This window comes from Streptomyces sp. NPDC048639 (assembly GCF_043199075.1).
Taxonomy (GTDB): Bacteria; Actinomycetota; Actinomycetes; order Streptomycetales; family Streptomycetaceae; genus Streptomyces.
The window spans coordinates 150651-174570 of the sequence record NZ_JBICVP010000011.1 but is presented as its reverse complement, the minus strand read 5'-3'; the positions used below and the strand labels follow the sequence as shown (position 1 = coordinate 174570).

Below are 23920 nucleotides of genomic sequence, written 5' to 3'. Positions count from 1 at the left end.
TCATCCTGTACAGAACGACCCGACCGTACGGGTTATTGCTATGCAGAGTGCGCAGCATTTCCCGCAACTATTGCGCACCTTGTGAGCCGGGGGGAGCCTTGCTTCATGACTGAGACCATCCATCACACCCCGGACACCGCACGGCAGGCCGACCCCTTCCCGGTCAAGGGGATGGACGCGGTCGTCTTCGCCGTCGGCAATGCCAAGCAGGCAGCCCACTTCTACTCCACCGCGTTCGGCATGCGGGTCGTCGCCTACTCCGGACCGGAGAACGGCAGCCGGGAGACCGCGAGTTACGTGCTGGAGTCCGGCTCCGCGCGCTTCGTCCTGACCTCCGTCATCAAGCCCGTGAGCGAGCGCGGCCGGTTCCTCGCCGGTCATGTGGCCGAGCACGGCGACGGCGTCGTCGACCTGGCCCTGGAGGTCCCGGACGCCCGGGCCGCGTACGCGTACGCCACCGCGCACGGCGCCACCGGCCTGGAGGAGCCGCACGAGGTCGGCGACGAGCACGGCACGGTCGTGCTCGCCGCCATCGCCACGTACGGGCAGACCCGGCACACCCTCGTCGAGCGCTCCGGCTACGACGGCCCGTACCTCCCCGGCTTCCAGGCCGCCGCCCCGATGGTGGCCCCGCGTGAGAAGCGCACCTTCCAGGCGATCGACCACTGCGTGGGCAATGTCGAGCTCGGGAAGATGAACGAGTGGGTGGCCTTCTACAACAAGGTCATGGGCTTCACCAACATGAAGGAGTTCGTGGGCGACGACATCGCGACCGAGTACTCGGCGCTGATGTCGAAGGTCGTCGCCGACGGCACCAAGAAGGTGAAGTTCCCGATCAACGAGCCCGCGATCGCGAAGAAGAAGTCGCAGATCGACGAGTACCTGGAGTTCTACGGCGGACCGGGCGTACAGCACATCGCGCTCGCCACCAACGACATCGTCTCGACGGTCCGCGCGATGCGCGCCGCCGGCGTCCAGTTCCTCGACGTCCCCGACTCGTACTACGACACCCTCGGCGAGTGGGTCGGCGACACCCGTGTGCCGATCGACGAGCTGCGTGAGCTGAAGATCCTGGCCGACCGCGACGAGGACGGCTATCTGCTGCAGATCTTCACCAAGCCGGTCCAGGACCGTCCGACGGTCTTCTTCGAGATGATCGAGAGGCACGGCTCGATGGGCTTCGGCAAGGGCAACTTCAAGGCGCTCTTCGAGGCCATCGAGCGCGAGCAGGAGCGGCGCGGCAACCTCTGAGGCTCCCGGCCCCGCACGGACACGGCCCCACGGGATCTCCCGTGGGGCCGCGTCATGGGACGGGACGCCGCGGGGCCGCGGCACGGGACCCGACACCCGTCGGGCCGTACCGATCGTGTCCGGGCCTGTACGGGGTCGTTGGCCCGGTATGCGGATCCAGATCATCACCGCGGGCACCTACGGCTCCGTCGCGCCCTACACCGGTCTCGGTCACCGCCTCCTCGCCGAGGGCCACCGCGTCGAGCTCGTCACCCACGCCCGGTACACCGAATCGGCCGGCTGCTGCGGCCTCGCCACCCGCGCCCTGGCCGCCGACCCGTTCGAGGAACTCCTGGTCGCCCACGGGCGGTTGGGGCAGGCGCCCGCCTCGCCCCGGCGCCTGTACGACATGGGCCACGCCTCGCGCCGCGCCATGGCAGGCCTCGTCGACGGGATCATCGAGGCGGTGGACGACAAGGCGGACCTGATCCTGCTCTCCACCCTCGCCGCCCCCATCGGCGCCGTGGTCGCCGACTACCACCGCATCCCCAGCGCCGGGGTCTTCCTCCAGCCGGAGGAGCCCACGGCCGCCTTCCCGCCCTGCGTGATGCGTCTGCGCCCGGAATCCCGCGCCAACCGCGTCCTGGGCACGGCGGTCAACCGGGGCTTCGACGCCCTGTACGGTGCGGCGAACCGGCGCCTGCACGCCCGGCTCGGGTTGCCGCGCCGCGGCACCGCGCAGCTCCGCCGGCGCCGTAACGGGATCCAGTGGCCCGTATGGCACGGCTTCAGCCCCGCCGTCGTGCCGCGCCCGCCGGACTGGCGGCCCGGGCTGTACGTCACCGGCTACTGGTGGCCCCACGACTGCCCCGAGTGGACCCCGCCGCCCGAGGTCACCGACTTCCTCGAGGCCGGCCCCGCCCCGGTGTTCGTCGGCTTCGGCAGCATGATGCCGCGACCGGCCGAGGAGTTGAGCGACATCGCCGTACGCGCTATGCGGCGGGCGGGGCTGCGAGGTGTGGTCCAGTCGGGCCGGGCCGGGCTGTCGGTGGCCGACGACGACGTCATCACGGTCGGCGCCATGCCGCACAGTTGGCTCTTCCCGCGGACGGCGGCCGTCGTGCACCACGCCGGGGCGGGGACGACGGCCGCCGGGTTGCGGGCCGGAGTCCCGGCGGTCCCGGTGCCGGTCCTGACCGATCAGCCCTGGTGGTCCTCGCGCCTCGTACGGCTCGGAGTGAGCCCGGGCGTCCTGCCCCATGCGCTGCTCTCCGCGGAGCGGCTGGCGGCCGCGCTGCGGCGGGTGACGGACGATCCGGGGTACCGGGAGAGGGCCACCGACCTCGCGGCGCGGATCGGACGCGAGGACGGCAGCGGCCAGGTGGCGCGTGCGATCGCGGCCCGGCTCGGCTGAGCCCCCGGCCCCGGCCCGTCCGGCGCCGCCGGATGCGGGGCGGGAGCCGGATCACCGGGGAGCCGCGGCCAAGGGCGCGGACCTGGACGCGGACCGAGGCGCGAAAGGGGTCGTCGCGGCTCAGGGCGGGGGTCGGAGCACGGACCGGAGCATGGACCGGAGCACGGACCGGTGCGCCGATCGGAGCGCCGACCGTGACGCGGACCGGGACGCCGGCCCGGGGACCGCCGGCCTGCCCATGCCGCCCGTCGACGCCTGGCTGTACCGCCACCAGGCCGACGGCGCCATCTGCATGACCTTCGGGATGCTCGCCCGCTTCCACGGCCCGCCGCCCGTGATCGGCGAGCTTCGCGCCCGCGTAGGGGAGCGCTGGTGCGGCCTCCCGCGGCTGCGCGCGCTTCCGCTCGAACGCCCCTGGCCCCACTGGACGTCCGCGCGGCGGTCACCCGACCCCGGCCTCCATGTGGTCGACCACACCGGCCCCGTGCCGTGCCGCCTCCCCGCGCAGCACGCACCCGCCCGGCCCGCCCCCGCGACGGACGGCGCCACCCCTGACGGCGCCACCCCTGACGGGGTGGACGTCCTCGCGGCGACGCTGCTCGCACAGCCCCTCGACGAGGGCGACGGAGACGGCGGCGGCAGCGACCCCGTACCGCCCTGGCGGCTCCATCTGCTTCCCGCCGCCGACGGGTTCGCGCTCCTGCTGCGGGCCCATCACGCCCTGCTCGACGGCAAGGCCCTGATCACCCTGTTCCGCATCCTCCTCGACGGCCCCGGCGCGTACCCCCTGCCACCGGCCGCCGCTCACCTCGCCGAGCCCTTCGCCCTGACCCCGGCCCCCCGCTCCGCCCGGCTGCGCGCAGCGGCCGGGCTGCTCCCCGCGGGGCGCCGGCTGCCCTTCCACACGCGGGTCGACGAGGGGCGTGCGCTGGCCCGGAGCGAGCTTCCCGTGGCGGCACTGCGCGCGGCCGGCCGGACGCTGCCCGGTGAGCCCGCCTCCGTCAACTCCGTGTTCCTCGCGGCCGTTGCCGCCGGGCTGGGCTCCACCGGTGTACTCGGCGCCCGTCCCGGACTGCCCGGCGTCCGCGCGATGGTCCCGGTCGACCTCCGTTCCCCGCTGGACGAGGCGTTCCTCGGCAACCACTACACGACGGTCCGCCTCCCGCTCCCCGCGTCCCCGGCCCTCTCCGCACCGGACCGCCTCGCGGCCGTCGACGCCTCCTCCCGCCGGGTGGCGGGTCACCGCCTCGCCCTCGCCCAGGCCCGGATGGTGCGTCAGAGCTCTCGCCGCCGCGGGGCCGTGCGCGACGCGTTCGCGCGATACACCGACTCCCCGCGTTACTCCTCGCTCCTCTGCACCAACGTACGGACCGGAGCCGCCGCTCTGGCCATCGGCGGCGCGACGCTGGAACGGCTGGCGCTCGTCCCCGCCCTCAGTCCCGAGCACCCTCTCGCCCTGTCACTCACCACGCACGGGCCGACCGCGGTCGTCGCCGTCCTCACGGACGCGGCTCACGCCGCTCTCGGCGCGCCGCTCGCCGACCGGGTGCGCGACGAGGTGCTCGTCCTGGCGAAGGGTTCCGAAGCTCTCGGTATTGGGGCTGTATGACGTCAGCTCGCGGTGAGGGCGCGGACTTCCGAGCCGGGTCGACTCGGCGGCGGCCGCCAACTGCCTTTCGTCGTGCGCGGCTTGTTCGGCCGTGCTCATGGTCCGCCAGGATGCGAGACTGCGTGCCGCTCCGTCATCGACCGACGCGATTGCTGCACGGTGCTCCTCGCTGCCCGGGCGGACAGGGTGACGACGAGGGCGCCGTCCAAGGGCCCAGGCGAGCAGAAATCCTGCTTGGGCGACCAGGAACGCGGCGGCGAGACACATCAAAGTCCACCATTCCCAGGGCATGTGAAGTGAGGAGCCAGGTGTGACCACGGTGGGCGCAGGATGTGATCGGACTGTAAAGACGGCACGAGTACGTATTCGAGCACGCCAGTCGGTGCGGCACGTGAGCAGCGGCTACTCATGATCCGCTCCGAGTGGAGCGAGCTTCGGCCCTCTGGGGCGCCGGCGGGCAAAGCCAGGGTTCAGCTGCCACAGGGCCGAGACGAAATCCGGCCTGAGATGGCGTCAGCCCTGTGGCGCCGACGCTCCCGGAGCGCTGCCCGGACGGTTCGTACGGCTCGTACGGATGAACGTCCTGGCGTCCGGATGAACTTCACGCCGCCCCGGAACGCCGTACGGGCGTGTGCGCGGGCGCAGACCCGATAGTGCTCGCATGCGACGACGCGGGGATGCCGGGCACGCCGGGAGAGCGGGGGGACAGGACCGCGGCCGTCGGGCGGCGGCGCCGGGCCGCCGTACGGTTCTCGGGCTCGCCGGTGCGACGGCGGCCTCCCTCACGGTCACGGCTGCGGGCCCTGCCGCCGCGGCGCCCCGCACCCGCGCCGCGGAATCGCGGAGCACGCAAGCGCCCGCCGCCGACGCGCCGTTCGACCTGAGCCTCCCGTCCACCCGCCGGCTCGCCGAGAAGCCGCTGCACCACACCACCGTCATGCAGTCGTTCGCGTTCGACGAGAGCCGACGCCACATCTACGCGGTGCAGCTGATCTCGGGAGGCGTCCAACTGCCGGGCGAATCCCGCGCGTACACCCACGCCGAACGGTCGCTCGCCGGCGACCTGTGCATGAACCGGCTCTCCTGGGACGGCGCCCTCCTCGACCGCATGTACCTCAAGGGCTTCGGCCACGGCACCGTGATGGCCGTCGAGGACGCGCCGCCGGACAGCGGCACCGTCACGCTGTGGACCGAGTGCGATGTCAATCCCGAGTCCGGCTACGGCCGGGCGGTCGGCCGCTTCCCGTACGCCGCGGGCACGGTGCTCCACAGCTCCGACCCCGCCGTCACCGCCCACTGGCCGCTCCCGGGGACCACCAACAACGCGGCGGCCCTCGACCAGGACCGCCGCCGGCTGCTGCTGCGCTACGGGCTGGCCGGGCTCCGCCGGTACGCGCTCTACGACCTGGACGCCTTCATCGCCGGACGGTTCGTGCGACGAGCCGACTTCGCTCAGCCGGGCACCGAACTCGCCCTGCCCTTCCAGGGGATGACGCTCCACGGCGACTACGTGTACCAGATGCTCGGCCACACCCACGACCCCGACAGCCCGCCCCCGGACCGCGGCGACGCCCTGCTGTACTGCATCGACGCCCGCACCGGGGAGGTCGTCCAGCAGGTGCGCTCCGACACCGTGTACGCCCTGAACCTGCGCGAGCCCGAGGGGCTGGCGGTGCTGCGCGGCGAGGGCCCCCGGCTGTACATGGGGTTCGCCTCGGGACCGGTCGGCGGGCGCAAACTGTCCCTCTACTCCGTGGAGTAGCCCTCGCACGAGCCGCGGCTGAGGCCTCCGGGTGCCTCGCCTGTCGATCTTCCCAGCAGGGCTCGCCGGTGCGAGGCTGGGAACATGGCTGACCTCATCGAGCGACTGCGCGACGGGCTCCCGGAGGAGGCCGTCCTGACCGACCCCGACGTCACCGGCTCCTACGCCAATGACATGGCGAGCTTCTGCGACGCGGGCGCCCCGGCCGCCGTCGTCCTGCCCCGCACCGTCGAGCAGGTCCAGCACGTCATGCGCACCGCCACCGAACTGCGTATCCCGGTGGTGCCGCAGGGCGCGCGGACGGGGCTGTCCGGCGCCGCGAACGCCTCGGACGGCTGCATCGTGCTCTCGCTCGTCAAGATGGACCGGATCCTGGAGATCAGCCAGGTGGACCGGATCGCGGTCGTCGAGCCGGGCGTCGTCAACGCCGCGCTCTCCCGCGCCGTCGCCGAGAAGGGGCTCTACTACCCGCCGGACCCCAGCAGCTGGGAGCAGTGCACCATCGGCGGCAACATCGGCACCGCCTCGGGCGGCCTGTGCTGCGTCAAGTACGGGGTGACGGCCGAGTACGTGCTCGGGCTCGACGTCGTCCTCGCCGACGGGCGGCTGCTGACGACCGGCCGCCGCACCGCCAAGGGCGTCGCCGGATACGACCTCACGCGCCTCTTCGTCGGCTCCGAGGGCAGCCTCGGCGTCGTCGTCCGCGCCGTCCTCGCGCTCAAGCCCGCGCCGCCGCAGCAGCTCGTCCTGGCGGCCGAGTTCCCGTCCACGGCCGCCGCGTGCGAGGCGATCTGCGAGATCATGGCCCGTGGTCACGCGCCCTCGCTGCTCGAACTGATGGACCGCACCACGCTCCGCGCCGTCAACGCCATGGCCTCCATGGGCCTGCCGGAGTCCACCGAGGCGCTGCTGCTGGCCGCGTTCGACACCCCGGACCCGGCAGCGGACCTGGCCGCCGTCGGTGAGCTGTGCGCGGCGGCCGGCGCCACCGAGGTCGTGCCCGCCGAGGACGCGGCCGAGTCCGAGATGCTGCTCAAGGCCCGCAGGCTGGCCCTCACCGCGCTGGAGCAGGTCAGCACCGCCACGATGATCGACGACGTGTGCGTGCCCCGCTCGAAGCTCGCCGCGATGCTGGAGGGCACCGCGGCCATCGGCGAGGAGTACGGCCTGACCGTCGGCGTGTGCGCCCACGCAGGCGACGGCAACACCCACCCGGTCGTCTGCTTCGACGCGGCCGACCCGGACGAGTCGCGCCGCGCCCGCGCGTCCTTCGACCGGATCATGGCCCTGGGGCTCGACCTGGGCGGCACGATCACCGGGGAGCACGGCGTGGGCGTGCTGAAGAAGGAGTGGCTGGCGAGGGAGCTGGGGCCGGTGGGACTGGAGCTGCACCGCGGCATCAAGCAGACCTTCGATCCGCTGAACCTGCTCAACCCCGGCAAGATCTTCTAGCCCGGTTCTTCCGCCCCGCGGGGCCCTCACGTGCGGGGTCGCGTGCGCCCGTACCCCGTCGTGTACGGCTGCGCATCGCGCGGGCGGAGGCCGCCGCAGCGGCTCGTACGTGTCTTCTCGCGGATCCGGGTGGAGGGGTGCACTTCGTCTGGATAGGGTGCCCAGTGAGGCGGTTGAAGAGGCCGGTGCGCCCAGTCGGGGCCGCGGCCGGAGATCGACAGGGGCCCTCGCATGAGTGAATCCGTTCCCGCACAAGACACCGCGACGCGCGGTTCCGACGACGTGGAGCTCCGCCTGGAGCAGCACCGGACGGAACTGACCGGCTACTGCTATCGCATGCTCGGCTCGGCCTTCGAGGCCGAGGACGCCGTGCAGGAGACCATGGTGCGGGCCTGGAAGGCGTACGACCGTTTCGAGGGCCGCTCCGCCCTCCGGTCCTGGCTCTACCGCATCGCGACCAACGTCTGCCTGGACATCCTGGGCGGCAAGGAGCGGCGCACCCGCCCCATGGACCTCTCCTCCCCGCAGACGGCCGCGTCCCCGCTGGGCCCCGCCCTGCCGGAGGTCACCTGGATCGAGCCGATGCCCGACAGCCGCATGCTCCCGACGGCCGGCGACCCGGCCGAGGTAGCCGTGGCCCGCGAGTCGGTGCGGCTGGCGTTCATCGCTGCGCTGCAGCATCTGGCGCCCCGGCAGCGGGCCGTGCTGATCCTGCGCGAGGTGCTGGCGTGGAAGGCGAGCGAGGTCGCCGAACTGCTGGACACCACCGTCGCCTCGGTCAACAGCGCACTGCAGCGGGCGCGCGCCACCATCGCCTCCAGCGACATCGCGTCCACCGACACGGCCAGGCCGATGGACGAGGAGCAGCGGGCGCTGCTCGCCCGCTACGTCGACGCCTTCGAGCGCTACGACCTCGACTCGCTCACCTCGCTGCTCCACGAGGACGCGACCCTGTCCATGCCGCCGTACGAGCTGTGGCTGCGCGGCCACCCCGACATCCTGGAGTGGCTCACAGGCCCCGGCCACGGCTGCCGCGGCTCGCGGCTCCTCGGGGTCACGGCGAACGGCTCACCGGCCTTCGGCCAGTACCGTCCGGACGCGGTGAACGGCGGCCACGAACCGTGGGCCCTGCAGGTGATCGAGGTGTCGGACGGCCGCATCTCCGGGCTGAATTCATTCCTCGACACCGCCCGGCTCTTCCCGCTGTTCGGCCTGCCGCCCCGGCTCGACCCGTAACACCGGGCACACGGGCAGGACCTCGGCCAGGCCCGAGGCGGCCAGCAGGCAGCGCAGCTCGTCGCCGGCGTGACGCAGCCGGATACGGCGGCCCATGCGCCGTGCGGTGAGCTGCAGCCGTGCCAGGGCCTCCAGCGTGAGCACGTCCGGTGCGACGAGCGTGCCCACGTCCAGGGTCACCGTCTCGGCGTCACTGCCCCGCAGGAGCACCCCGAGGCGCTCGCACAGCCAGGGCACATGAGCGGCCGTGATCGGACCGTCAAGGGCGAGGACGATCGTCCCCACCGTGGGCTCTTCATCCGGACCGGCCAAAGCCTGCCTCCCGTCGTGGTCTTCCCTAGTGGAGACCCGGCGGCGGCACCGAACTCATCGCCGCCCGGCCCGCGGGATGCGGGAATGCGGCACCGATGAGTTCTGCGCCGGCGTGCCGTCCAACTCCTCACCAGCACGCAGGAACGTGAACGCCACCGGAGGAGCCCACGATGACCGATGCGACAGCAACGACACCGCGACGTACGCACATCGCCGTACGGGTCCTGGAGATCGCCGCCGCCCTCTTCTTCGCCCTCAGCGCCGTCCCCAAGCTCATGGGCCAGGACGAGGTGAGGGAGACCTTCGACAAGATCGGCTTCGGTGACGGGTTCATGTACCTCATCGGCGGCCTGGAGTTGGCGGGTGCGGTCGCCCTGCTGATCCCCGCGCTGGCCGGCCTGGCCGCGTCGGCGTTCCTCGCCCTGATGGCGGGCGCCACAATCACGCACATCGTCGTGCTCGACGGTGAGGGCGTCCTCGTCCCGGTCATCGCGGCCGTACCGGTCGCCTGCATCGCCTGGGCGCGGCGCGAGCGCACCGCGGAACTCCTGCGACGCGTGGCGGGCCGGGCGGCCTGAGGCGCGGCACGATCGCGGCCCGGCGATCTCCCCTGTCCCGGGCGGGAGTTGAGGCTCCTGCCCGGGAATCGCGCGCCGCCGCGGTGCGCCGGGCGGGCCGCGCCGTTCGGGGCGGGACCGGGTGGGTATGCGGAAGGAGACCGGGCCGCACGACGGACTCGGGCCCCCTCCCGGGTCTGGTATGTGTGGACGGTGCGCTCCGGCCCGCGTGCGCAGGACCGCGGGCGGTGACGGAGCCCAGTACACCCCACCGTGCATGTGCGGCAGACTGCTCCTGCCAACCGCACAGCACGGCAAGAGCAGATACGACGGGACACGGTCTATGAGCGCCCCTACCTCAGGATCTGCCGGAGGCAGCCCCGCCCCCGGCTTCTACCCCGACCCGTCCATTCCCGGTTACATCCGGTACTGGAACGGTGCCGCGTGGGTCCCGGGGACGAGCCGGCCGGCCCCGGCCGACGGCGAGGCCATGCCGGGTCCGCCCGGCGGGGCGCCGTCCGCCTCCCCTGAGCCGGGACCGGAGGAGCGGGGGCCGGTGTTCGTCGACGAGGCGGGTGGCGGCGGGGGACCGCAGGCCGGACCGGGGTCCGCGCTCCCCGAGTTGAGGCCGCGCGGCGCGATGGACGCACAGTCCTCCGAGGGGATCGACTGGAGCGACCCCCAGCGCCTGCACGGCTCGCGCCCCGAACCCGCCTCCGCCTGGGGCGCGGACGCCTCGCGCCAGACGGGCATGAGCGACCGGGGCCAGGTCTCCTGGGGCGCGAACCCGTCCGAGGGCGACCCGCGTACCGGCGACCCGCGAACGGGCGGCGCCGACCCGTGTACGGGCGCGGGCGATCCGCGTACGGGTGGCGGAGCCGCGTCCGGTGAGGGCGGTACGCCGGGCAGCGTGGACCTCGGGGGCGGGCGGTCCTCCGTCGAACGCGACCGCGAAAGCGACCGCGGACCGGCGGCCGAGGGCGACCGCCCCCGAACCGACGGACGGCTTGCCCTGCGCACCGACGCGGGCGCCGACTCCGCCTCCGCGCCGCCTGCCACGGGTCCGGCGGCGGGCGGCGAGGCGGAGGCGGACGGCACGATGGCGATCCGCGCCGTACGGCCGGGTGCCGACCGCGGGACGCCCTCGGTGCCCCCGGCGCGGGACGGCGGCTCGGCCCCGGGGCAGTCCGGGCGTACGGACCGGTCCGACCCGGTGCAGGCCCCGCAGGACGGGACGATGACGATCCGGGCCACTCCCGGCCCGTCCGCGGGTTCCCAGGCGTCCGACGGGCGAACCGACGGCACCATGGCCATCCGCCGCGCCCGGCGGACCGGCACTCCGGGCGGCGGCATTCCGGCTCAGCCCGGCCCGGCGGCGGCGCAGTCATCCCACGGCCCGGCGCAGGCCCAGGTGCCGGGCCCGAACGCCCAGGCGCCCGCCCCGAACACCCCCGCGCCCGGCCCCGCCACAGCCGCCGCGCCCCCCAACACCCAGGCCCCGCAGCCTTCTTCGCCCGGCCCGGCCGGTCCCGTCACCCAGGGCCCCGGTGGCGGTCAGGCCTCGTGGCCGCAGCAGGCGCTCCGGCTCGCGCAGCCCGAGAGCGGCGGTTCGGAAGCGTCCGAACCGGTCATCCCCTGGCGGCCCCCGGTCGACGATCCGTTCCTGCAAGCGGCGCAGGCCCAGGCGTCCGTCCGCCCGGCCTCCCTCGGCCGCCGGCTCGCCGCCCGGCTGATCGACACATTGCTGCTGGGCGGCGCCGTCGCGGCCGCCGCCGTGCCGCTGTGGACCAAGGCGTCGGACCACATCGACGACAAGATCGAGCAGGCCGAACTGAGCGGGGAGACCGTCACGGTCTGGCTGGTCGACGGCACCACCGCCGTCCATCTCGGCATCGTCCTCGCAGTGCTGCTCCTCGGCGGCGTGCTGTACGAGGTGCTGCCCACGGCCAAGTGGGGCCGGACGCTGGGCAAGCGGCTGTGCGGGATCACGGTGCTGGGCATCGAGTCCCACGAAGCCCTCGGCTTCGGCGCCGCCCTCCGCCGCTGGCTGCTCTACAGCGTCCTCGGTGTGCTCGCCGTCGGCGTCGTCAACGTGCTGTGGTGCCTGTTCGACCGGCCGTGGCGCCAGTGCTGGCACGACAAGGTGGCAGGCAGCTTCGTGGCGGGCACGGGCGGGAGCGCCTCGGCCGGTTGAGCGACGGTCGCCCGAACGGCTCCTTCCGGGCTGCGGCCGCGGTCGAGCGGGGGTCGACTGGTGCGCATGAGTACCGATCAGCCGCCACCGGGTTCCGGCGAGCCGCCGGAGGACGACCCGTTCCGCAAGCGCCCGCAGGACGCTCCCGGTTCCGGTGCCGGAGGGGGATCGCCGTACGACAAGGCGCCGCCGCCCCCGCCCGGTGACGGTTCCGCGCCTCCTCCGGGCCAGGGCTCGTGGAGCGCTCCGCCGCCGCCCGGCGCGGGCGGCCCCTACGGCCAGGGGCCGTACGGGCAGGAGCCGTACGGCGGTTCACCGTACGGCGCCGATCCGCTCGCGGGGATGCCGCCGTTGGCGAACCGGGGCAAACGCCTGGTCGCCCGCATCATCGACGCCCTGATCATCTTCGTCCCGGTCGGGCTCATCATGTACTTCGCCGTGGGCGGGTACGACCCCACGGACACCGACGACTCGGGCCGGCAGGCCGCGGTCCAGGGCGTGTCCCTGCTGGTGTACCTCATCTACGAGGGGCTGATGCTGACGCGCTTCGGGCAGACCGTCGGCAAGAAGCTGATGAACATCCGGGTCGCCATGCTCGAGGACGGGTCCGTGCCCCGGGGCGCACCGGGCTGGATCCGCGCCTGCGTCTACACCGTGCCGGAGATCGTGCCCTGTTGCGGCTTCATCTTCTGGCTGGTCAACGTGTTGTGGTGCACCTGGGACCGGCCGTACCGCCAGTGTCTGCACGACAAGGCGGCCAAGACCGTTGTCGTGGAAGTGCAGTAGCGGGCGGGAGGGCTCAGTGGTGCAGCGAGTGCTCCTCGACACGGGAGCCGGAGCCGGAGCCGGAGCCGGAACGGGTTCGGGCCCGTGGCACCGACGCGCCGAGCCGCTCACCGCGTTGTTCGGCGGAGGAGGGCCGGGGGCGTGCCGTGCGGGGTGCGGGGACCGTCAGGGCGACCAGGAGTCCGAGGGCCAGCCCGGTGAAGGCGATCACCGTCACCCCGAACCCCGAACGGGTCTGGGAGAGCAGGAGCATGGCCAGGGTCGAGAAGACCACGGTGGCCGAACCGTAGGCGAGCTGTGCTGCGGTCGGACGCGGCATGGCGGGTTCCGTCCTCGGGGCTGATGCAGGGTATGAGTGCTGTCTGCCCGAGGCTAACCGACGGTAAGCGTGACCTTACCCACGCCACCGGTGCACAGGGGGCGCATGGAGTCATTCGGCATTCCAACTGCCGAGACGGACGCGCCCGTTGGGCGGGTGAGCAGGTGTGACGGGCCGCCCCGTCCGCGGCCTTCCGGATACCGGAAGGCATAAGCCAGATAACGTACCCGCCTGGCGTGTGCAAGTCAAGATCTGTTTTTTCTGCCCAGTCTCCGGTCCAATGCCCCCTGACCACGCAGCAATCGGGGAGGGCAACAACAAGTGAAGAACGCGAGAAGCGGACGGCGGGCCATAAGATCCGCCGCCATGGTGACAGCGGTCGCCGCGATCGGTGCGGCCGCGCTGACGGTCGGCGCCGCACAGGCGGAGGACCGGCCCGCGGACATCGAGCGTCGCGACCCGGCGCCCGCGAAGCAGGATGTCGAGCACGACCTGAAGGGTCCGTTCAGCGACCGCCAGGAGGCGCAGCGCGAAGACGCGCTCCAGCGCGTGCTCGCCGGGGATGCGAAGGCCGAGAAGCGCGGCGCTTCCCAGGTCGTGAAGCTCGGCAAGAACAAGTACGTCGAGCTCGGCCGTGAGAAGACCGACAAGATCTTCACGATCCTCGTGGAGTTCGGCGACAAGGTCGACGACTCGACCACGTTCGACCCCGACGGCTCCGGTCCCAAGCCGCCCGTCGTGAAGTACGGCGGCAAGCCCGGCCCTGCTCACAACGAGATAGCCGAGCCGGACCGTGCCGACGACAACAGCACGGCCTGGCGCAAGGACTACAACCGCAAGTACTTCGAGGACATGTACTTCTCGAAGGCGAAGAAGAAGCAGTCGCTGAAGAAGTACTACGAGAAGCAGTCCTCGGGCCGCTACTCGGTCGACGGCGAGGTCGCGGACTGGGTCAAGGTCAAGTGGAACGAGGCCCGTTACGGCTCGAACTACTGCGGTGACACCAACTGCCCCAACGTCTGGGACGCGGTGCGCGACGGCGTCAACCAGTGGGCCGCGGACCAGAAGGCCGCAGGCAAGACCCCGGAGCAGATCAAGGCGCAGCTGGCGAAGTACGACGCCTGGGACCGCTACGACTTCGACGGCGACGGCAACTTCAACGAGTCCGACGGCTACATCGACCACTTCCAGATCGTCCACGCGGGCGAGGACGAGTCGGCGGGCGGCGGTGTCCAGGGCGAGACCGCGCTGTGGGCGCACCGCTGGTACGCGTACGGCACCGACGCCGGCAAGACCGGCCCCGCGGACAACCAGGCGGGTGGCGCCCAGATCGGCGACACCGGCATCTGGGTCGGTGACTACACCATGCAGCCGGAGAACGGCGGCCTCGGTGTCTTCGCCCACGAGTACGGCCACGACCTCGGTCTGCCGGACCTCTACGACACGACCGGCAAGGGCGAGTCGTCCGTCGGCTTCTGGTCGCTGATGTCCTCGGGCTCCTGGCTCGGCACCGGCAAGAACGAGATCGGCGACCTGCCGGGCGACATGACCGCCTGGGACAAGCTGCAGCTCGGCTGGCTCAAGTACGACAAGGCCAAGGCCGGCAAGAAGTCCACGCACGCGCTGGGCGTGGCCGAGTACAACACCAAGCTGAAGCAGGGTCTCGTCGTCGAGCTCCCGGTCAAGTCGAAGACCACCACCATCGCCAAGCCCGCCGCGGGCTCGAAGCAGTGGTGGAGCGACATGGGCGACGACCTGAAGAACACCCTCAGCCGTCCGGTCGACCTCACCGGCAAGTCCAAGGCCGAACTCGCGCTCAACGGCTGGTGGGACATCGAGGAGGGCTACGACTACCTCTACGCCGAGGTCTCGGCGGACGGCGGCGCGAGCTGGACCCCGGTCGACGGCACCGCCGACGGCAAGGCCATCCCGCGCGACGGCGGTGACAAGCCGGCCCTGACCGGTGTCTCCGAGAAGTACAAGAAGCTCGTCTTCCCGCTGGACGCCTACGCGGGCAAGAAGATCGACATCCGCTTCCGCTACCAGACGGACGGCGGCGCGGCCCAGCTGGGCTTCGCGGCGGACGAGATCGCGGTGACGGCGGACGGCAAGGAGCTGTTCAAGGACGGCGCCGAGGGCGACGACAACGGCTGGACGGCGAAGGGCTTCTCGCGCATCGGCGAGTCCTTCACCAAGGACTACCCGCAGTACTACATCGCGGAGAACCGGCAGTACGTCTCGTACGACAAGACCCTCAAGACCGGCCCGTACAACTTCGGTTACGCCACCAAGCGCCCCAACTGGGTGGAGCACTACCCGTACCAGAACGGCCTCGCCCTCTGGCTGTGGGACACCTCCCAGGCGGACAACAACGTGGGCGTGCACCCGGGTGAGGGTCTGATCCTTCCGGTCGACGCGCACCCGAAGCAGGAGAAGTGGGCGGACGGCACCCTGATGCGCAACCGCATCCAGGCGTACGACTCGCCGTTCAGCCGCTACGGCACCGACGGGTTCACGCTCCACAACGACGGCAAGGCCGCCAAGGTCAAGTCGAAGAAGGGCGTCTCCGTCTTCGACGACCGCGCGGGCGACTACTACGACGAGTCGAACCCGACGGCGGGTGTCAAGGTTACTGACACCAACACCCGGATCAAGATCCTCAAGGAGGCCCGTGACGGCTCCCTCATGATCCTCCGGGTCGGGCCCTCAGCGAAGTAAATCGTTATCTTCGCAGGTCAGAGCGCATTCGGCCGCCGCCCTCTAGCGGGCGGCGGCCGTTCGCGTTTAGATGCTCTGGCAAGCTTTCTTATTGACACAACGTCTCAACGGGGGAGATCCGAGGGCAATGGCCGGTGGAGGATTCGTCAAGCTTCCGGGCGGCAGCGTGGTTGTCGCGCTGTCGTTGCCGCGTCCCCAGAAGGCGCCCTGTGAGGGCGTCCGGGACGCTGCCCGGGTCCGCGTGCTCGTGCACGCCGCGAACCGCGCACGCGCCCTGACCAGGCTCCGGAACCTCGGCCTGCGGGCGGTCTACCTGCGGGGGAACGCGGAGCCGCCGACGCCCGACGAGGTCACCGCCGTGCTGCACCATCCGGACGGGCTGGTGTGGAAGGCGTCACTGGACGACGACACCGAGTCATGGCACCCCATCCGCACGCTCCTGCGGCCCCCGCCCCAGGCGCAGCCCCAGTCCCGGACCCCGGCCCGCCCCCCGGTGAGCCCGCTGCCGGACCACATCCCCACGGGCCCGGCCTCCACGTGGGCCTGGGAGGGCATCCTGGCCGAGTGGTCGGCGGCGCTGTAGTCCTGAGGCGGCCCACGCCCCCGCCCCGGGCCTCGCGGCGCTCGCGCGGCCCCACGGCCCCGGCTCGGCTTCGCGGGGCCTCAGCGGGCGGCTCGCGCCGGGTGCGGCCGGCCAGGCGCGAGGGTCAGACGACCGGCTTGCCGCTGAGCTCCACGCCCGCCGCGCGCAGCTCGTCGAGCGCCTTCTGGGTTGTGATGTCCGACACACCTGCGGTCAGGTCGAGCAGCACATGCACGGCGAACCCCTCCCGTACGCCGTCCAGCGCGGTGGCTCGTACACAGTGATCCGTCGCGATGCCGACCACATCGATCACGGTCACGCCGCGGGCCCGAAGCCAGTCGGCGAGCGAGATGCCGTGCTCGTCCGTGCCCTCGAAGCCGCTGTACGCCGCGGCGTACGCGCCCTTGGAGAAGACCGCCTCGATGGCCCCGGAGGCTATGGCGGGCGCGACGTTCGGGTGGAAGCTGCTGCCTTCGGTGCCCGCTATGCAGTGCGGGGGCCAGCTGTCCACGTAGTCCGGAGTCTCGGAGAAGTGGTGGCCCGGGTCCATGTGGAAGTCGCGGGTCGCGACGACATGGCGGTAGTCGGTATGCGTCTGCGCGACCATGTCCGTGATCGCGGCGGCGACGTCCGCGCCTCCCTCGACAGCGAGGCTGCCGCCCTCGCAGAAGTCGTTCTGCACATCGACGACGATGAGTGCCCGTTGCATGACGCATGCCTTCCGGCTGGTGAGCGGCGGGGTGCGGGGAACCCCGCCACCCGAGGGTAGGGACTGGCGACACCGCACGGGAGAGGGTCGCCTCCCACGCCCCCAAGACTGCGGACCGCCTCTTTCTTCCCGCTGCGGGTGGGACCGAACCGGCGCGGCCCGGCGGTGCCGAGGCCCCATTCTTCCCGCCGGCGTGCAGGGATCCCAGGCGGCGCGTCCGCCACCGGCGGCCCTTCCCGGGGCCGTAACGTCCCGCCGCGGCAGGATCGTTGGGCCGCGGCGGCCTTCTTCCGATGCGGCGTCGGGATCCATTCGCCGCAGCGCCGGGATCCGTCCGCGGGCGAAGTCGCCCTACCGTGTGGACATTTCGTGATTGAAGCGCTCATGGTGGTCTCAGGTCGGCGCCCCCCGCACCGCGCTGCCGCGGCGGACGCGGCAGCATCCGCCGCTACAGGTACTCCGTGGGCAGCACCGGCTCCCCGCGGGAGAGTTGCATCGCCGACAGCGGCAGGTTCCCCCGCGCCTCGACATGGCGGTCGCGCGCCGCGTCCAGCGGCTCGCGGCCCACGACGCGGCCGTCGCGTACGAGTTCCACCAGGAGCAGGTCGTCGGCGAGCTCCGGCGGGACCTCGCCCGTGCCGAGGACCTCCGCCTCGGCCACACCGTGCTCGTCCTTGCGCCGCGCGGCCCACTTGCGGCCGCCGATCGACGTCTTGCCGCCCAGCGACTTCTTCGCCACCGGCACGAGCGGTGCGTCCGGTGCGTCCGACTCCGCCCGCGCCACCAGCTTGTAGACCATCGAACAGGTCGGTTGGCCGCTGCCGGTGACCAGTTGGGTGCCGACCCCGTACGCGTCCACAGGGGCCGCGGCGAGCGAGGCGATCGCGTACTCGTCGAGGTCGCTGGTCACCACGATCCGGGTGTTCTCCGCGCCCAGGTCGTCGAGCTGCTGCCGCACCCGGTGGGCCACCAGCAGCAGGTCGCCGGAGTCGATCCGTACGGCGCCCAGTTCCGGGCCGGCGATCTCCACCGCCAGCCGTACGGCCTCGGCCACGTCGTAGGTGTCCACCAGCAGCGTCGTGCCCCGGCCGAGCGAGGCGACCTGCGCGGTGAAGGCGTCCCGCTCGCTGTCGTGCAGCAGCGTGAAGGCGTGGGCGCTGGTGCCCACGGTGGGGATGCCGTAGCGGAAGCCCGCCGCGAGGTCGGAGGTGGAGGAGAAGCCGCCGACGTACGCCGCGCGGGAGGCGGCCACCGCTGCGAGCTCGTGCGTACGGCGCGCGCCCATCTCGATCAGCGGCCGCTCGCCCGCCGCGACGCCCATGCGGGAGGCCGCGGCGGCGACCGCGGAGTCGTGATTGAGGATCGAGAGGATCACCGTCTCCAGCAGGACGGCCTCGGCGAAGCTGCCCTCGACGCGCAGGAGGGGGGAGCCGGGGAAGTACACCTCGCCCTCCGGGTAGCCCCAGATGTCGCCGCGGAAGCGGTAGTCCGCGAGCCAGGCGACCGTGGGCTCGTCGACGATCCGCTGGTCGCGCAGGAACTCCAGGACGTCGTCCTCGAAGCGGAAGTTCTCCACGGCGTCCAGGACACGCCCCGTACCGGTCACGACGCCGTAGCGGCGGCCCGTGGGCAGCCGGCGGGTGAAGACTTCGAAGACGGACCGCCGGCTCGCCGAGCCCGACCGCAGCGCGGCTTGCAGCATGGTCAGTTCGTAGTGGTCGGTGAAGAGGGCGGTCGACGGCACATCCACCGGCAGGCGCAGGTCCGCTGTGTTCATGGCAGGATCGTACCCCCAATACTCGTCACTTTGACGATTTCCCCTCGGGTGCACTTCGAACCCCCTTCCGGGCCCGGCATCCCGGCCCGGGACGCCGGGCAGCGGTTTAGGCGATGACCCTCCCCGGGTGGCAGCATGGAACGCGTGAGTGTCGCCCCCGTCGAGATCGAGCGCCCCGAGTCGAGCGAAGCACCCTCCGTCGTGCCGGAGCCCGACGTCCCCTGGATCACCCTGGTGCACAACGACCCGGTCAACCTCATGAGCTATGTGACGTACGTCTTCCAGGCGTACTTCGGCTACCCCAAGGACAAGGCCCACAAGTTGATGCTCGACGTTCACCACAAGGGCCGCGCCGTCGTCTCGCAGGGCACCCGCGAGGAGATGGAGCGCGACGTTCAGGCGATGCACGGCTACGGGCTGTGGGCGACTCTGCAGCAGGACCGCTGATGGCGGGGCAATTCGAGGCCGTCCCGGGTGGCGGGGCCGCCGTGGCGCTGGACGAGGTCGAGATCGCCATCCTGCGCAGCCTGGCCGTGCAGTTGATGGAGCTCGTCGGCGCCGGTGACCAGCCCGCCGAGGGCGGGGATCCGCTCGCCGCGATCCTCTCCGAGGGGCCGAGCGAGCCGCCCGCCGACCCCGCGCTGGCCCGGCTCTTCCCCGATGCGTACGGCGGCCCTGAGGCCAAGCCCGACGAGGAGACCCTGGAGTTCGCGGCCGAGTTCCGCCGGTACACCGAGAACGACCTGCGGGCGCGCAAGCGCGACGACGCGCTCGGTGTCGTCCGCTCCCTGGACGCCCTCACGCCGGCCGGGGACGGCGGCGCGGTGCTCAAGCTCGGCCCGGACGAGTCCCGGCGCTGGCTGGGCGCGCTCAACGACCTGCGGCTGACCATCGGGACCCGGCTCGAGGTCGCGGACGACGACGACAACAACGAGCTGTACCGGCTGCCGGACTCCGATCCGCGCAAGCCGATGGTGATGGCGTACCTCTGGCTCGGCGGGCTCCAGGAGTCCCTCGTGGAAACGCTGATGGCGTAGCGCCGCGAGGGCGCGGGACTGCCGTGCCGGGACGTGACGGCATTCACGTCGCGGCACCCGTTGCGGCTCCGGTTGCGGCGCCGGGCGGGCCCCCGGTGGCCTTTCGGATGTCGCGCTCATGCAAACTGATTGAGGAACGTCCATTTTGCGTTCGCTCAACGGACACTCAGATCCGGATAACGATCCAGCAACCGCCCCCGTGTTCTTGAGGGGCGGTTGCGTTTTATGTCCGCTTCTTCTTGTGATTCACGCCACGGAAGTCTCCCCGAACCACCGTTCGGCGCGTGATAAACCTGCACGACGCCTGCCGGGACAACACCCCTGTCCTGGCAGGGGTGCTGAGCCGGCTGATCGCCGGTATGCAACTCCATCCATTTCCGGGGGGTCGGGACCCGATCCGAGCCGAGAGGCCGGTCGGGCGTGGAGAAAGGCGCAGCATCATGACCTCAGTGCAGGTCGCGCGAGATGACAACAACGCTGACGGCAGTGGGGCCGCGGGCCACACCCCTGAAGAGGGCTACCAGCGGGGACTTGGCAGTCGCCAGGTCCAGATGATCGCCATCGGCGGCGCCATCGGCGTCGGTCTCTTCATGGGTGCCGGGGCGAATATCGCCAAGGCCGGCCCGAGCATCATCCTGATGTACGCCCTCGCGGGCGTCGTCATTTTCTTCATCATGCGAGCACTCGGTGAGCTGCTCCTCTACAGGCCGGTTTCCGGCAGCTTCGCGGAATACGCCCGCGAGTTCCTCGGCCCGTTCTTCGGCTATGCGACCGGCTGGACGTATTGGCTGATGTGGGTCGTGACCGGCATGGCCGAACTCACGGCCGCCGCGATCTATATCCACTTCTGGTTCCCGGAGATCCCGCAGTGGGTCAGTGCGCTGGTCTTTCTGGTCGTGCTGTTCGGTGTGAACCTGATCTCGGTGAAGATTTTCGGTGAGGTCGAGTTCTGGTTCTCGATGATCAAGGTCACCGCCATCATCGGCATGATCGTGATCGGTCTCGGCGTACTCACCCTCGGCTTCTCCGACGCCGGTGACACCGCCGCCGCCAGCAACCTCTGGGCCCACCACGGCATCTTTCCGAACGGTGTCGGCTCCAGCCTGATGACCCTGCAGGGCGTCATGTTCGCCTACCTGGCCGTCGAGCTCGTCGGCGTCACCGCGGGCGAGTCCGAGAACCCGGAGAAGACGCTCCCCAAGGCGATCAACACCCTGCCCTGGCGCATCATCGTCTTCTACGTCGGTGCCCTGGTCGTCCTGCTCTCGGTGATCAAGTGGACCGAGTTCTCCGCCGGTGAGAGCCCGTTCGTGCACGGCTTCGAGAAGATGGGCATCCCGCTCGCGGCGGGCATCATCAACTTCGTCGTCCTCACCGCGGCCCTGTCGTCCTGCAACTCCGGCATGTACTCCACCGGCCGGATGCTGCGCGACCTGGCGTCCAACAGCGAGGCCCCGAAGGCCTTCGGCAAGCTCAACGCCCGTAAGACCCCGGCCATCGGCATCACCGTCTCGGTCGCCCTCATGGGCATCGGCGTGGTCCTCAACTACGTCGTCCCGGAGAAGGCGTTCGGCTACGTCACCTCCGTGGCCACCGCCGCCGGTATCTGGACCTGGATGATGATCCTCGTCAGCCACATCCGCTACCGGCGGGGGGTCAAGGCGGGCCGTCTGCCCAGCTCCTCCTTCCCGGCGCCGGGCGGTTCGCTCTTCAGCTATGTGGCGCTCGCCTCGCTGATCTTCGTGACCGGCCTGATCGCGTACGACTCGGAGGCCCGTGTCTCCCTGTACGTCGGCGCCGGCTGGGCGTTCTGCCTCGCCATCGGCTGGCTGGTCGTCAAGGCCCGCAACCCGCAGGTCGCGGCCCCGGTCGAGCAGCGGAAGGCCGAGTCCGTCCCGAAGTGACCGGGCCGCGCCCCGACGCGCGTCCCACAGGCGGCCTCCGGATCGGTATCCGGAGGCCGCCTCGTGCCTGCCCGCCGCCCGCCGCCACCCTGGGCCGAGGCGCTTCGCGCCACCCCTCCTATCCTTTGGCCATGCTCACCATCACCCAGGACCTCCACGACCGGATCGTGGCGCACGCCCGCGCCGACCATCCCGACGAGGCGTGCGGCGTCATCGCGGGCCCGGCCGGCTCCGGCCGCCCGGAGCGGTTCATCCCGATGCTCAACGCGGCCCGCTCGCCGACGTTCTACGAGTTCGACTCGACCGACCTGCTCAAGCTGTACCGGGAGATGGACGACCGGGACGAGGAGCCGGTGGTGATCTACCACTCGCACACGGCCACCGAGGCCTACCCCTCCCGTACGGACATCTCCTACGCCAACGAGCCGGAAGCGCACTACGTCCTCGTCTCGACCGCGGAGTGCGGCCACGAGGAGGGCCCGGTGCAGTTCCGGTCCTTCCGGATCGTGGACGGCGAGGTCGCGGAGGAAGAGGTCACGGTCGTCCCGGCCTACTGAGCGGGCAGCCGCGGCATCGCCCGGAGAGCCGGGAAAGCCCTGAGCGGAACCTTCGGGTCCGGGACCCTGCGTCGGGGAACCGCCGACGCAGTGTCCAAGAAGACGTCCGCATCGTGGGACCGGGTCCCGGAGACTGGACGGGGAATCGTTACGATGAGCCCATGGTTGTGGAAGACGTGAGCGAGAAGACGCCGGGCACCCTGCTCGTGGCGCGGCTGCACGTCGACCTGTGCCGCCTCGCCAGCGCCATGTGTCCGCGCACCGCCGCCTGACGCACGACCGCCCGCCGCGGGCCCGTACGGGCCGCCGGGCACGTACCGCTTTCGCACCGCCGCACCACCCCGCACCTCCCTCCCGCCGCCGGCGCAGGACGACGCCGCGCGCCCGCCCTTCGCCTTATCCCGACAGGAGCCCGCACATGGCCATCGAGGTCCGCATCCCGACCATCCTCCGCACCTACACCGACGGCCAGAAGGCGGTCCAGGCCAGCGGCGCCACCATCGATGAGCTCTTCGCCGACCTCGAGGCCCGGCACGCCGGCATCCGCGAGCGCCTGGTCGACGGAGGCGAGCTGCGCCGCTTCGTCAACGTCTACCTCAACGACGAGGACGTGCGCTTCCTCGAGGGGATCGGCACCGAGCTGAGCGACGGCGACAACGTCACGATCCTGCCGGCGGTCGCCGGCGGCTCCGCCGCGTACCTGGGCCCCACCGGACGGCACTGATGCGGTACGACTCCCACCTGGCAGCGGTCGGCAACACCCCGCTCGTCCGCCTGCCGAAGCTGTCCCCGTCCGAGGACGTACGGATCTGGGCCAAGCTGGAGGACCGCAACCCCACGGGCTCGATCAAGGACCGGCCCGCGCTCCACATGATCGAGCAGGCGGAGAAGGACGGCCGGCTGACCGCCGGCTGCACCATCCTCGAACCGACGTCCGGCAACACGGGCATCTCGCTGGCGATGGCGGCCAGGCTCAAGGGCTATCGCATCGTCTGCGTCATGCCCGAGAACACCTCCGAGGAGCGGCGGCAACTGCTCGCCATGTGGGGCGCCGAGATCGTCCCCTCCCCGGCGGCCGGCGGCTCCAACACGGCCGTACGGGTCGCGAAGGAGCTCGCGGCCGAGCACCCGGACTGGGTGATGCTCTACCAGTACGGCAACCCGGCCAACGCGGGCGCACACTACGCGACCACCGGCCCGGAGATCCTCGCCGACCTGCCCTCCATCACGCACTTCGTCGCCGGCCTCGGCACCACCGGCACCCTGATGGGCGTCGGGCGGTATCTGCGCGAGCACAAGCCGGATGTCGGCATCGTCGCCGCCGAGCCCCGCTACGACGACCTGGTCTACGGACTGCGGAACCTCGACGAGGGCTTCGTCCCCGAGCTGTACGACGCGTCGGTCCTCACGACCCGCTTCTCGGTCGGCTCCGAGGACGCGGTGCGCCGGACGCGCGAACTCCTCCAGCAGGAGGGCATCTTCGCGGGCGTCTCCACGGGGGCGGCGCTCCACGCGGCGATCGGTGTGGGCCGCAAGGCCGTCAAGGCGGGAGAGCCCGCGGACATCGTGGTCGTCGTCGCGGACGGCGGCTGGAAGTACCTGTCGACGGGCATCTACACGGCCGAATCCACCGAAGCCGCGGTGGAGGCCCTCCAGGGCCAGCTCTGGGCCTGAGCCCCGAAGAGGCCCGGCCCGACCCGGCCAGGATTCCGTCGACCCCTCCGTCCCTTTCCCGCCGCCGTCCGCGGCGACCGGCCCCCGCTG

Annotated in this window: 21 protein-coding genes and 1 pseudogene; 18 read left to right on the top strand and 4 right to left on the bottom strand. The window is 71.7% G+C overall.

From position 1 onward, the window contains the following. The first annotated feature begins 105 nt into the window (after window positions 1-105). The 6 genes from hppD (at window position 106) to ACGFNH_RS27920 (ending at window position 8703) form a co-directional block, all read left to right on the top strand. On the top strand, window positions 106-1251 hold the full coding sequence (gene hppD, locus ACGFNH_RS27945) for a 4-hydroxyphenylpyruvate dioxygenase (protein ID WP_393658303.1): 1146 nt from the start codon (window positions 106-108) through the stop codon (window positions 1249-1251). A gap of 148 nt (window positions 1252-1399) precedes the next feature. Continuing rightward, window positions 1400-2644 carry a glycosyltransferase gene (locus ACGFNH_RS27940; protein WP_393658301.1) on the top strand — a complete coding sequence of 415 codons (1245 nt, stop codon included), beginning with the start codon at window positions 1400-1402 and terminating at the stop codon, window positions 2642-2644. Between the two features lie 151 nt (window positions 2645-2795). After that, window positions 2796-4253, top strand: coding sequence for a WS/DGAT domain-containing protein (locus ACGFNH_RS27935; RefSeq protein WP_393658299.1), 1458 nt, complete (start codon window positions 2796-2798; stop codon window positions 4251-4253). Window positions 4254-4914: 661 nt separating this feature from the next. After that, window positions 4915-6015, top strand: coding sequence for a teichoic acid biosynthesis protein C (locus ACGFNH_RS27930; protein ID WP_393658297.1), 1101 nt, complete (start codon window positions 4915-4917; stop codon window positions 6013-6015). Between the two features lie 84 nt (window positions 6016-6099). Beyond that, the gene (locus ACGFNH_RS27925) at window positions 6100-7467 is read left to right on the top strand and encodes an FAD-binding oxidoreductase (RefSeq protein ID WP_393658295.1); all 1368 of its coding nucleotides are present in this window, start codon (window positions 6100-6102) and stop codon (window positions 7465-7467) included. A gap of 231 nt (window positions 7468-7698) precedes the next feature. After that, entirely contained in the window at window positions 7699-8703 is a 1005-nt protein-coding gene (locus tag ACGFNH_RS27920; protein WP_393658293.1) for a sigma-70 family RNA polymerase sigma factor, read from the top strand. Here ACGFNH_RS27920 and ACGFNH_RS27915 read toward each other — a convergent pair. Continuing rightward, window positions 8641-8988, bottom strand: a complete 348-nt coding sequence (locus ACGFNH_RS27915) for an STAS domain-containing protein (RefSeq protein ID WP_393658291.1) — start codon at window positions 8986-8988, stop codon at window positions 8641-8643. The genes ACGFNH_RS27920 and ACGFNH_RS27915 overlap by 63 nt on opposite strands. Before the next feature lie 197 nt (window positions 8989-9185). Here ACGFNH_RS27915 and ACGFNH_RS27910 point away from each other — a divergent pair, with 197 nt between their 5' ends. The 3 genes from ACGFNH_RS27910 (at window position 9186) to ACGFNH_RS27900 (ending at window position 12552) form a co-directional block, all read left to right on the top strand. Next, window positions 9186-9593, top strand: a complete 408-nt coding sequence (locus ACGFNH_RS27910; protein WP_393658289.1) for a DoxX family protein — start codon at window positions 9186-9188, stop codon at window positions 9591-9593. A gap of 256 nt (window positions 9594-9849) precedes the next feature. Further along, a complete protein-coding gene (locus ACGFNH_RS27905; RefSeq protein ID WP_393658287.1) occupies window positions 9850-11766 on the top strand; it encodes an RDD family protein in 1917 nt (638 codons plus the stop codon). Between the two features lie 66 nt (window positions 11767-11832). Continuing rightward, window positions 11833-12552 (top strand): RDD family protein, encoded by a 720-nt coding sequence (locus ACGFNH_RS27900; RefSeq protein ID WP_393658285.1) that lies wholly within the window; start codon window positions 11833-11835, stop codon window positions 12550-12552. A gap of 13 nt (window positions 12553-12565) precedes the next feature. On the opposite strand, the gene ACGFNH_RS27895 is transcribed toward ACGFNH_RS27900, so the two are convergent. Further along, window positions 12566-12871 carry a hypothetical protein gene (locus ACGFNH_RS27895; protein WP_393658283.1) on the bottom strand — a complete coding sequence of 102 codons (306 nt, stop codon included), beginning with the start codon at window positions 12869-12871 and terminating at the stop codon, window positions 12566-12568. A gap of 366 nt (window positions 12872-13237) precedes the next feature. Here ACGFNH_RS27895 and ACGFNH_RS27890 point away from each other — a divergent pair, with 366 nt between their 5' ends. Together ACGFNH_RS27890 and ACGFNH_RS27885 are read left to right on the top strand one after the other, a co-directional pair. Further along, window positions 13238-15589: an immune inhibitor A domain-containing protein gene (locus ACGFNH_RS27890; protein ID WP_393658281.1), complete on the top strand. Its 2352-nt coding sequence runs from the start codon at window positions 13238-13240 to the stop codon at window positions 15587-15589. Between the two features lie 127 nt (window positions 15590-15716). Continuing rightward, window positions 15717-16034: pseudogene (locus tag ACGFNH_RS27885) on the top strand (hypothetical protein); the annotation flags it as partial. 262 nt (window positions 16035-16296) lie between these two features. On the opposite strand, the gene ACGFNH_RS27880 reads toward ACGFNH_RS27885, so the two are convergent. Both ACGFNH_RS27880 and ACGFNH_RS27875 read right to left on the bottom strand, forming a co-directional pair. After that, on the bottom strand, window positions 16297-16881 hold the full coding sequence (locus tag ACGFNH_RS27880; RefSeq protein WP_393658279.1) for an isochorismatase family protein: 585 nt from the start codon (window positions 16879-16881) through the stop codon (window positions 16297-16299). Window positions 16882-17329: 448 nt separating this feature from the next. Then, window positions 17330-18658: a nicotinate phosphoribosyltransferase gene (locus tag ACGFNH_RS27875; protein ID WP_393658277.1), complete on the bottom strand. Its 1329-nt coding sequence runs from the start codon at window positions 18656-18658 to the stop codon at window positions 17330-17332. Between the two features lie 135 nt (window positions 18659-18793). Here ACGFNH_RS27875 and clpS point away from each other — a divergent pair, with 135 nt between their 5' ends. From clpS to ACGFNH_RS27840, 7 genes are all read left to right on the top strand, one after another. Next, window positions 18794-19105, top strand: a complete 312-nt coding sequence (gene clpS / locus ACGFNH_RS27870; RefSeq protein ID WP_393658275.1) for an ATP-dependent Clp protease adapter ClpS — start codon at window positions 18794-18796, stop codon at window positions 19103-19105. Then, window positions 19105-19695 carry a DUF2017 domain-containing protein gene (locus tag ACGFNH_RS27865; protein ID WP_393658273.1) on the top strand — a complete coding sequence of 197 codons (591 nt, stop codon included), beginning with the start codon at window positions 19105-19107 and terminating at the stop codon, window positions 19693-19695. Before clpS ends, ACGFNH_RS27865 begins: the two co-directional genes overlap by 1 nt. Window positions 19696-20135: 440 nt before the next feature. Next, window positions 20136-21599, top strand: coding sequence for an amino acid permease (locus ACGFNH_RS27860; protein WP_393658271.1), 1464 nt, complete (start codon window positions 20136-20138; stop codon window positions 21597-21599). Between the two features lie 131 nt (window positions 21600-21730). Continuing rightward, window positions 21731-22156: a Mov34/MPN/PAD-1 family protein gene (locus ACGFNH_RS27855; protein WP_393658269.1), complete on the top strand. Its 426-nt coding sequence runs from the start codon at window positions 21731-21733 to the stop codon at window positions 22154-22156. 161 nt (window positions 22157-22317) lie between these two features. Next, window positions 22318-22428 (top strand): putative leader peptide, encoded by a 111-nt coding sequence (locus ACGFNH_RS27850; RefSeq protein ID WP_393658267.1) that lies wholly within the window; start codon window positions 22318-22320, stop codon window positions 22426-22428. A 146-nt stretch (window positions 22429-22574) separates the two neighbouring features. Then, window positions 22575-22880 carry a MoaD/ThiS family protein gene (locus ACGFNH_RS27845; RefSeq protein WP_393658265.1) on the top strand — a complete coding sequence of 102 codons (306 nt, stop codon included), beginning with the start codon at window positions 22575-22577 and terminating at the stop codon, window positions 22878-22880. Further along, the gene (locus ACGFNH_RS27840) at window positions 22880-23830 is read left to right on the top strand and encodes a PLP-dependent cysteine synthase family protein (protein ID WP_393658263.1); all 951 of its coding nucleotides are present in this window, start codon (window positions 22880-22882) and stop codon (window positions 23828-23830) included. The genes ACGFNH_RS27845 and ACGFNH_RS27840 overlap by 1 nt, the downstream gene beginning before the upstream one ends. Window positions 23831-23920: the final 90 nt, after the last annotated feature.

Bases quoted from the DNA above. Each gene is read 5' to 3' on its own strand.
- ACGFNH_RS27850 (WP_393658267.1), top strand. From the start codon at position 22,318: ATGGTTGTGGAAGACGTGAGCGAGAAGACGCCGGGCACCCTGCTCGTG.
- ACGFNH_RS27895 (WP_393658283.1), bottom strand. From the start codon at position 12,871: ATGCCGCGTCCGACCGCAGCACAGCTCGCCTACGGTTCGGCCACCGTG.
- ACGFNH_RS27920 (WP_393658293.1), top strand. From the start codon at position 7,699: ATGAGTGAATCCGTTCCCGCACAAGACACCGCGACGCGCGGTTCCGAC.
- ACGFNH_RS27910 (WP_393658289.1), top strand. From the start codon at position 9,186: ATGACCGATGCGACAGCAACGACACCGCGACGTACGCACATCGCCGTA.
- ACGFNH_RS27845 (WP_393658265.1), top strand. From the start codon at position 22,575: ATGGCCATCGAGGTCCGCATCCCGACCATCCTCCGCACCTACACCGAC.
- hppD (WP_393658303.1), top strand. From the start codon at position 106: ATGACTGAGACCATCCATCACACCCCGGACACCGCACGGCAGGCCGAC.
- ACGFNH_RS27880 (WP_393658279.1), bottom strand. From the start codon at position 16,881: ATGCAACGGGCACTCATCGTCGTCGATGTGCAGAACGACTTCTGCGAG.
- ACGFNH_RS27940 (WP_393658301.1), top strand. From the start codon at position 1,400: ATGCGGATCCAGATCATCACCGCGGGCACCTACGGCTCCGTCGCGCCC.
- ACGFNH_RS27855 (WP_393658269.1), top strand. From the start codon at position 21,731: ATGCTCACCATCACCCAGGACCTCCACGACCGGATCGTGGCGCACGCC.
- ACGFNH_RS27930 (WP_393658297.1), top strand. From the start codon at position 4,915: ATGCGACGACGCGGGGATGCCGGGCACGCCGGGAGAGCGGGGGGACAG.
- ACGFNH_RS27905 (WP_393658287.1), top strand. From the start codon at position 9,850: ATGTGCGGCAGACTGCTCCTGCCAACCGCACAGCACGGCAAGAGCAGA.
- ACGFNH_RS27900 (WP_393658285.1), top strand. From the start codon at position 11,833: ATGAGTACCGATCAGCCGCCACCGGGTTCCGGCGAGCCGCCGGAGGAC.
- ACGFNH_RS27840 (WP_393658263.1), top strand. From the start codon at position 22,880: ATGCGGTACGACTCCCACCTGGCAGCGGTCGGCAACACCCCGCTCGTC.
- ACGFNH_RS27935 (WP_393658299.1), top strand. From the start codon at position 2,796: ATGGACCGGAGCACGGACCGGTGCGCCGATCGGAGCGCCGACCGTGAC.
- ACGFNH_RS27860 (WP_393658271.1), top strand. From the start codon at position 20,136: ATGACCTCAGTGCAGGTCGCGCGAGATGACAACAACGCTGACGGCAGT.
- ACGFNH_RS27875 (WP_393658277.1), bottom strand. From the start codon at position 18,658: ATGAACACAGCGGACCTGCGCCTGCCGGTGGATGTGCCGTCGACCGCC.
- ACGFNH_RS27925 (WP_393658295.1), top strand. From the start codon at position 6,100: ATGGCTGACCTCATCGAGCGACTGCGCGACGGGCTCCCGGAGGAGGCC.
- ACGFNH_RS27865 (WP_393658273.1), top strand. From the start codon at position 19,105: ATGGCGGGGCAATTCGAGGCCGTCCCGGGTGGCGGGGCCGCCGTGGCG.
- clpS (WP_393658275.1), top strand. From the start codon at position 18,794: ATGGAACGCGTGAGTGTCGCCCCCGTCGAGATCGAGCGCCCCGAGTCG.
- ACGFNH_RS27890 (WP_393658281.1), top strand. From the start codon at position 13,238: ATGGTGACAGCGGTCGCCGCGATCGGTGCGGCCGCGCTGACGGTCGGC.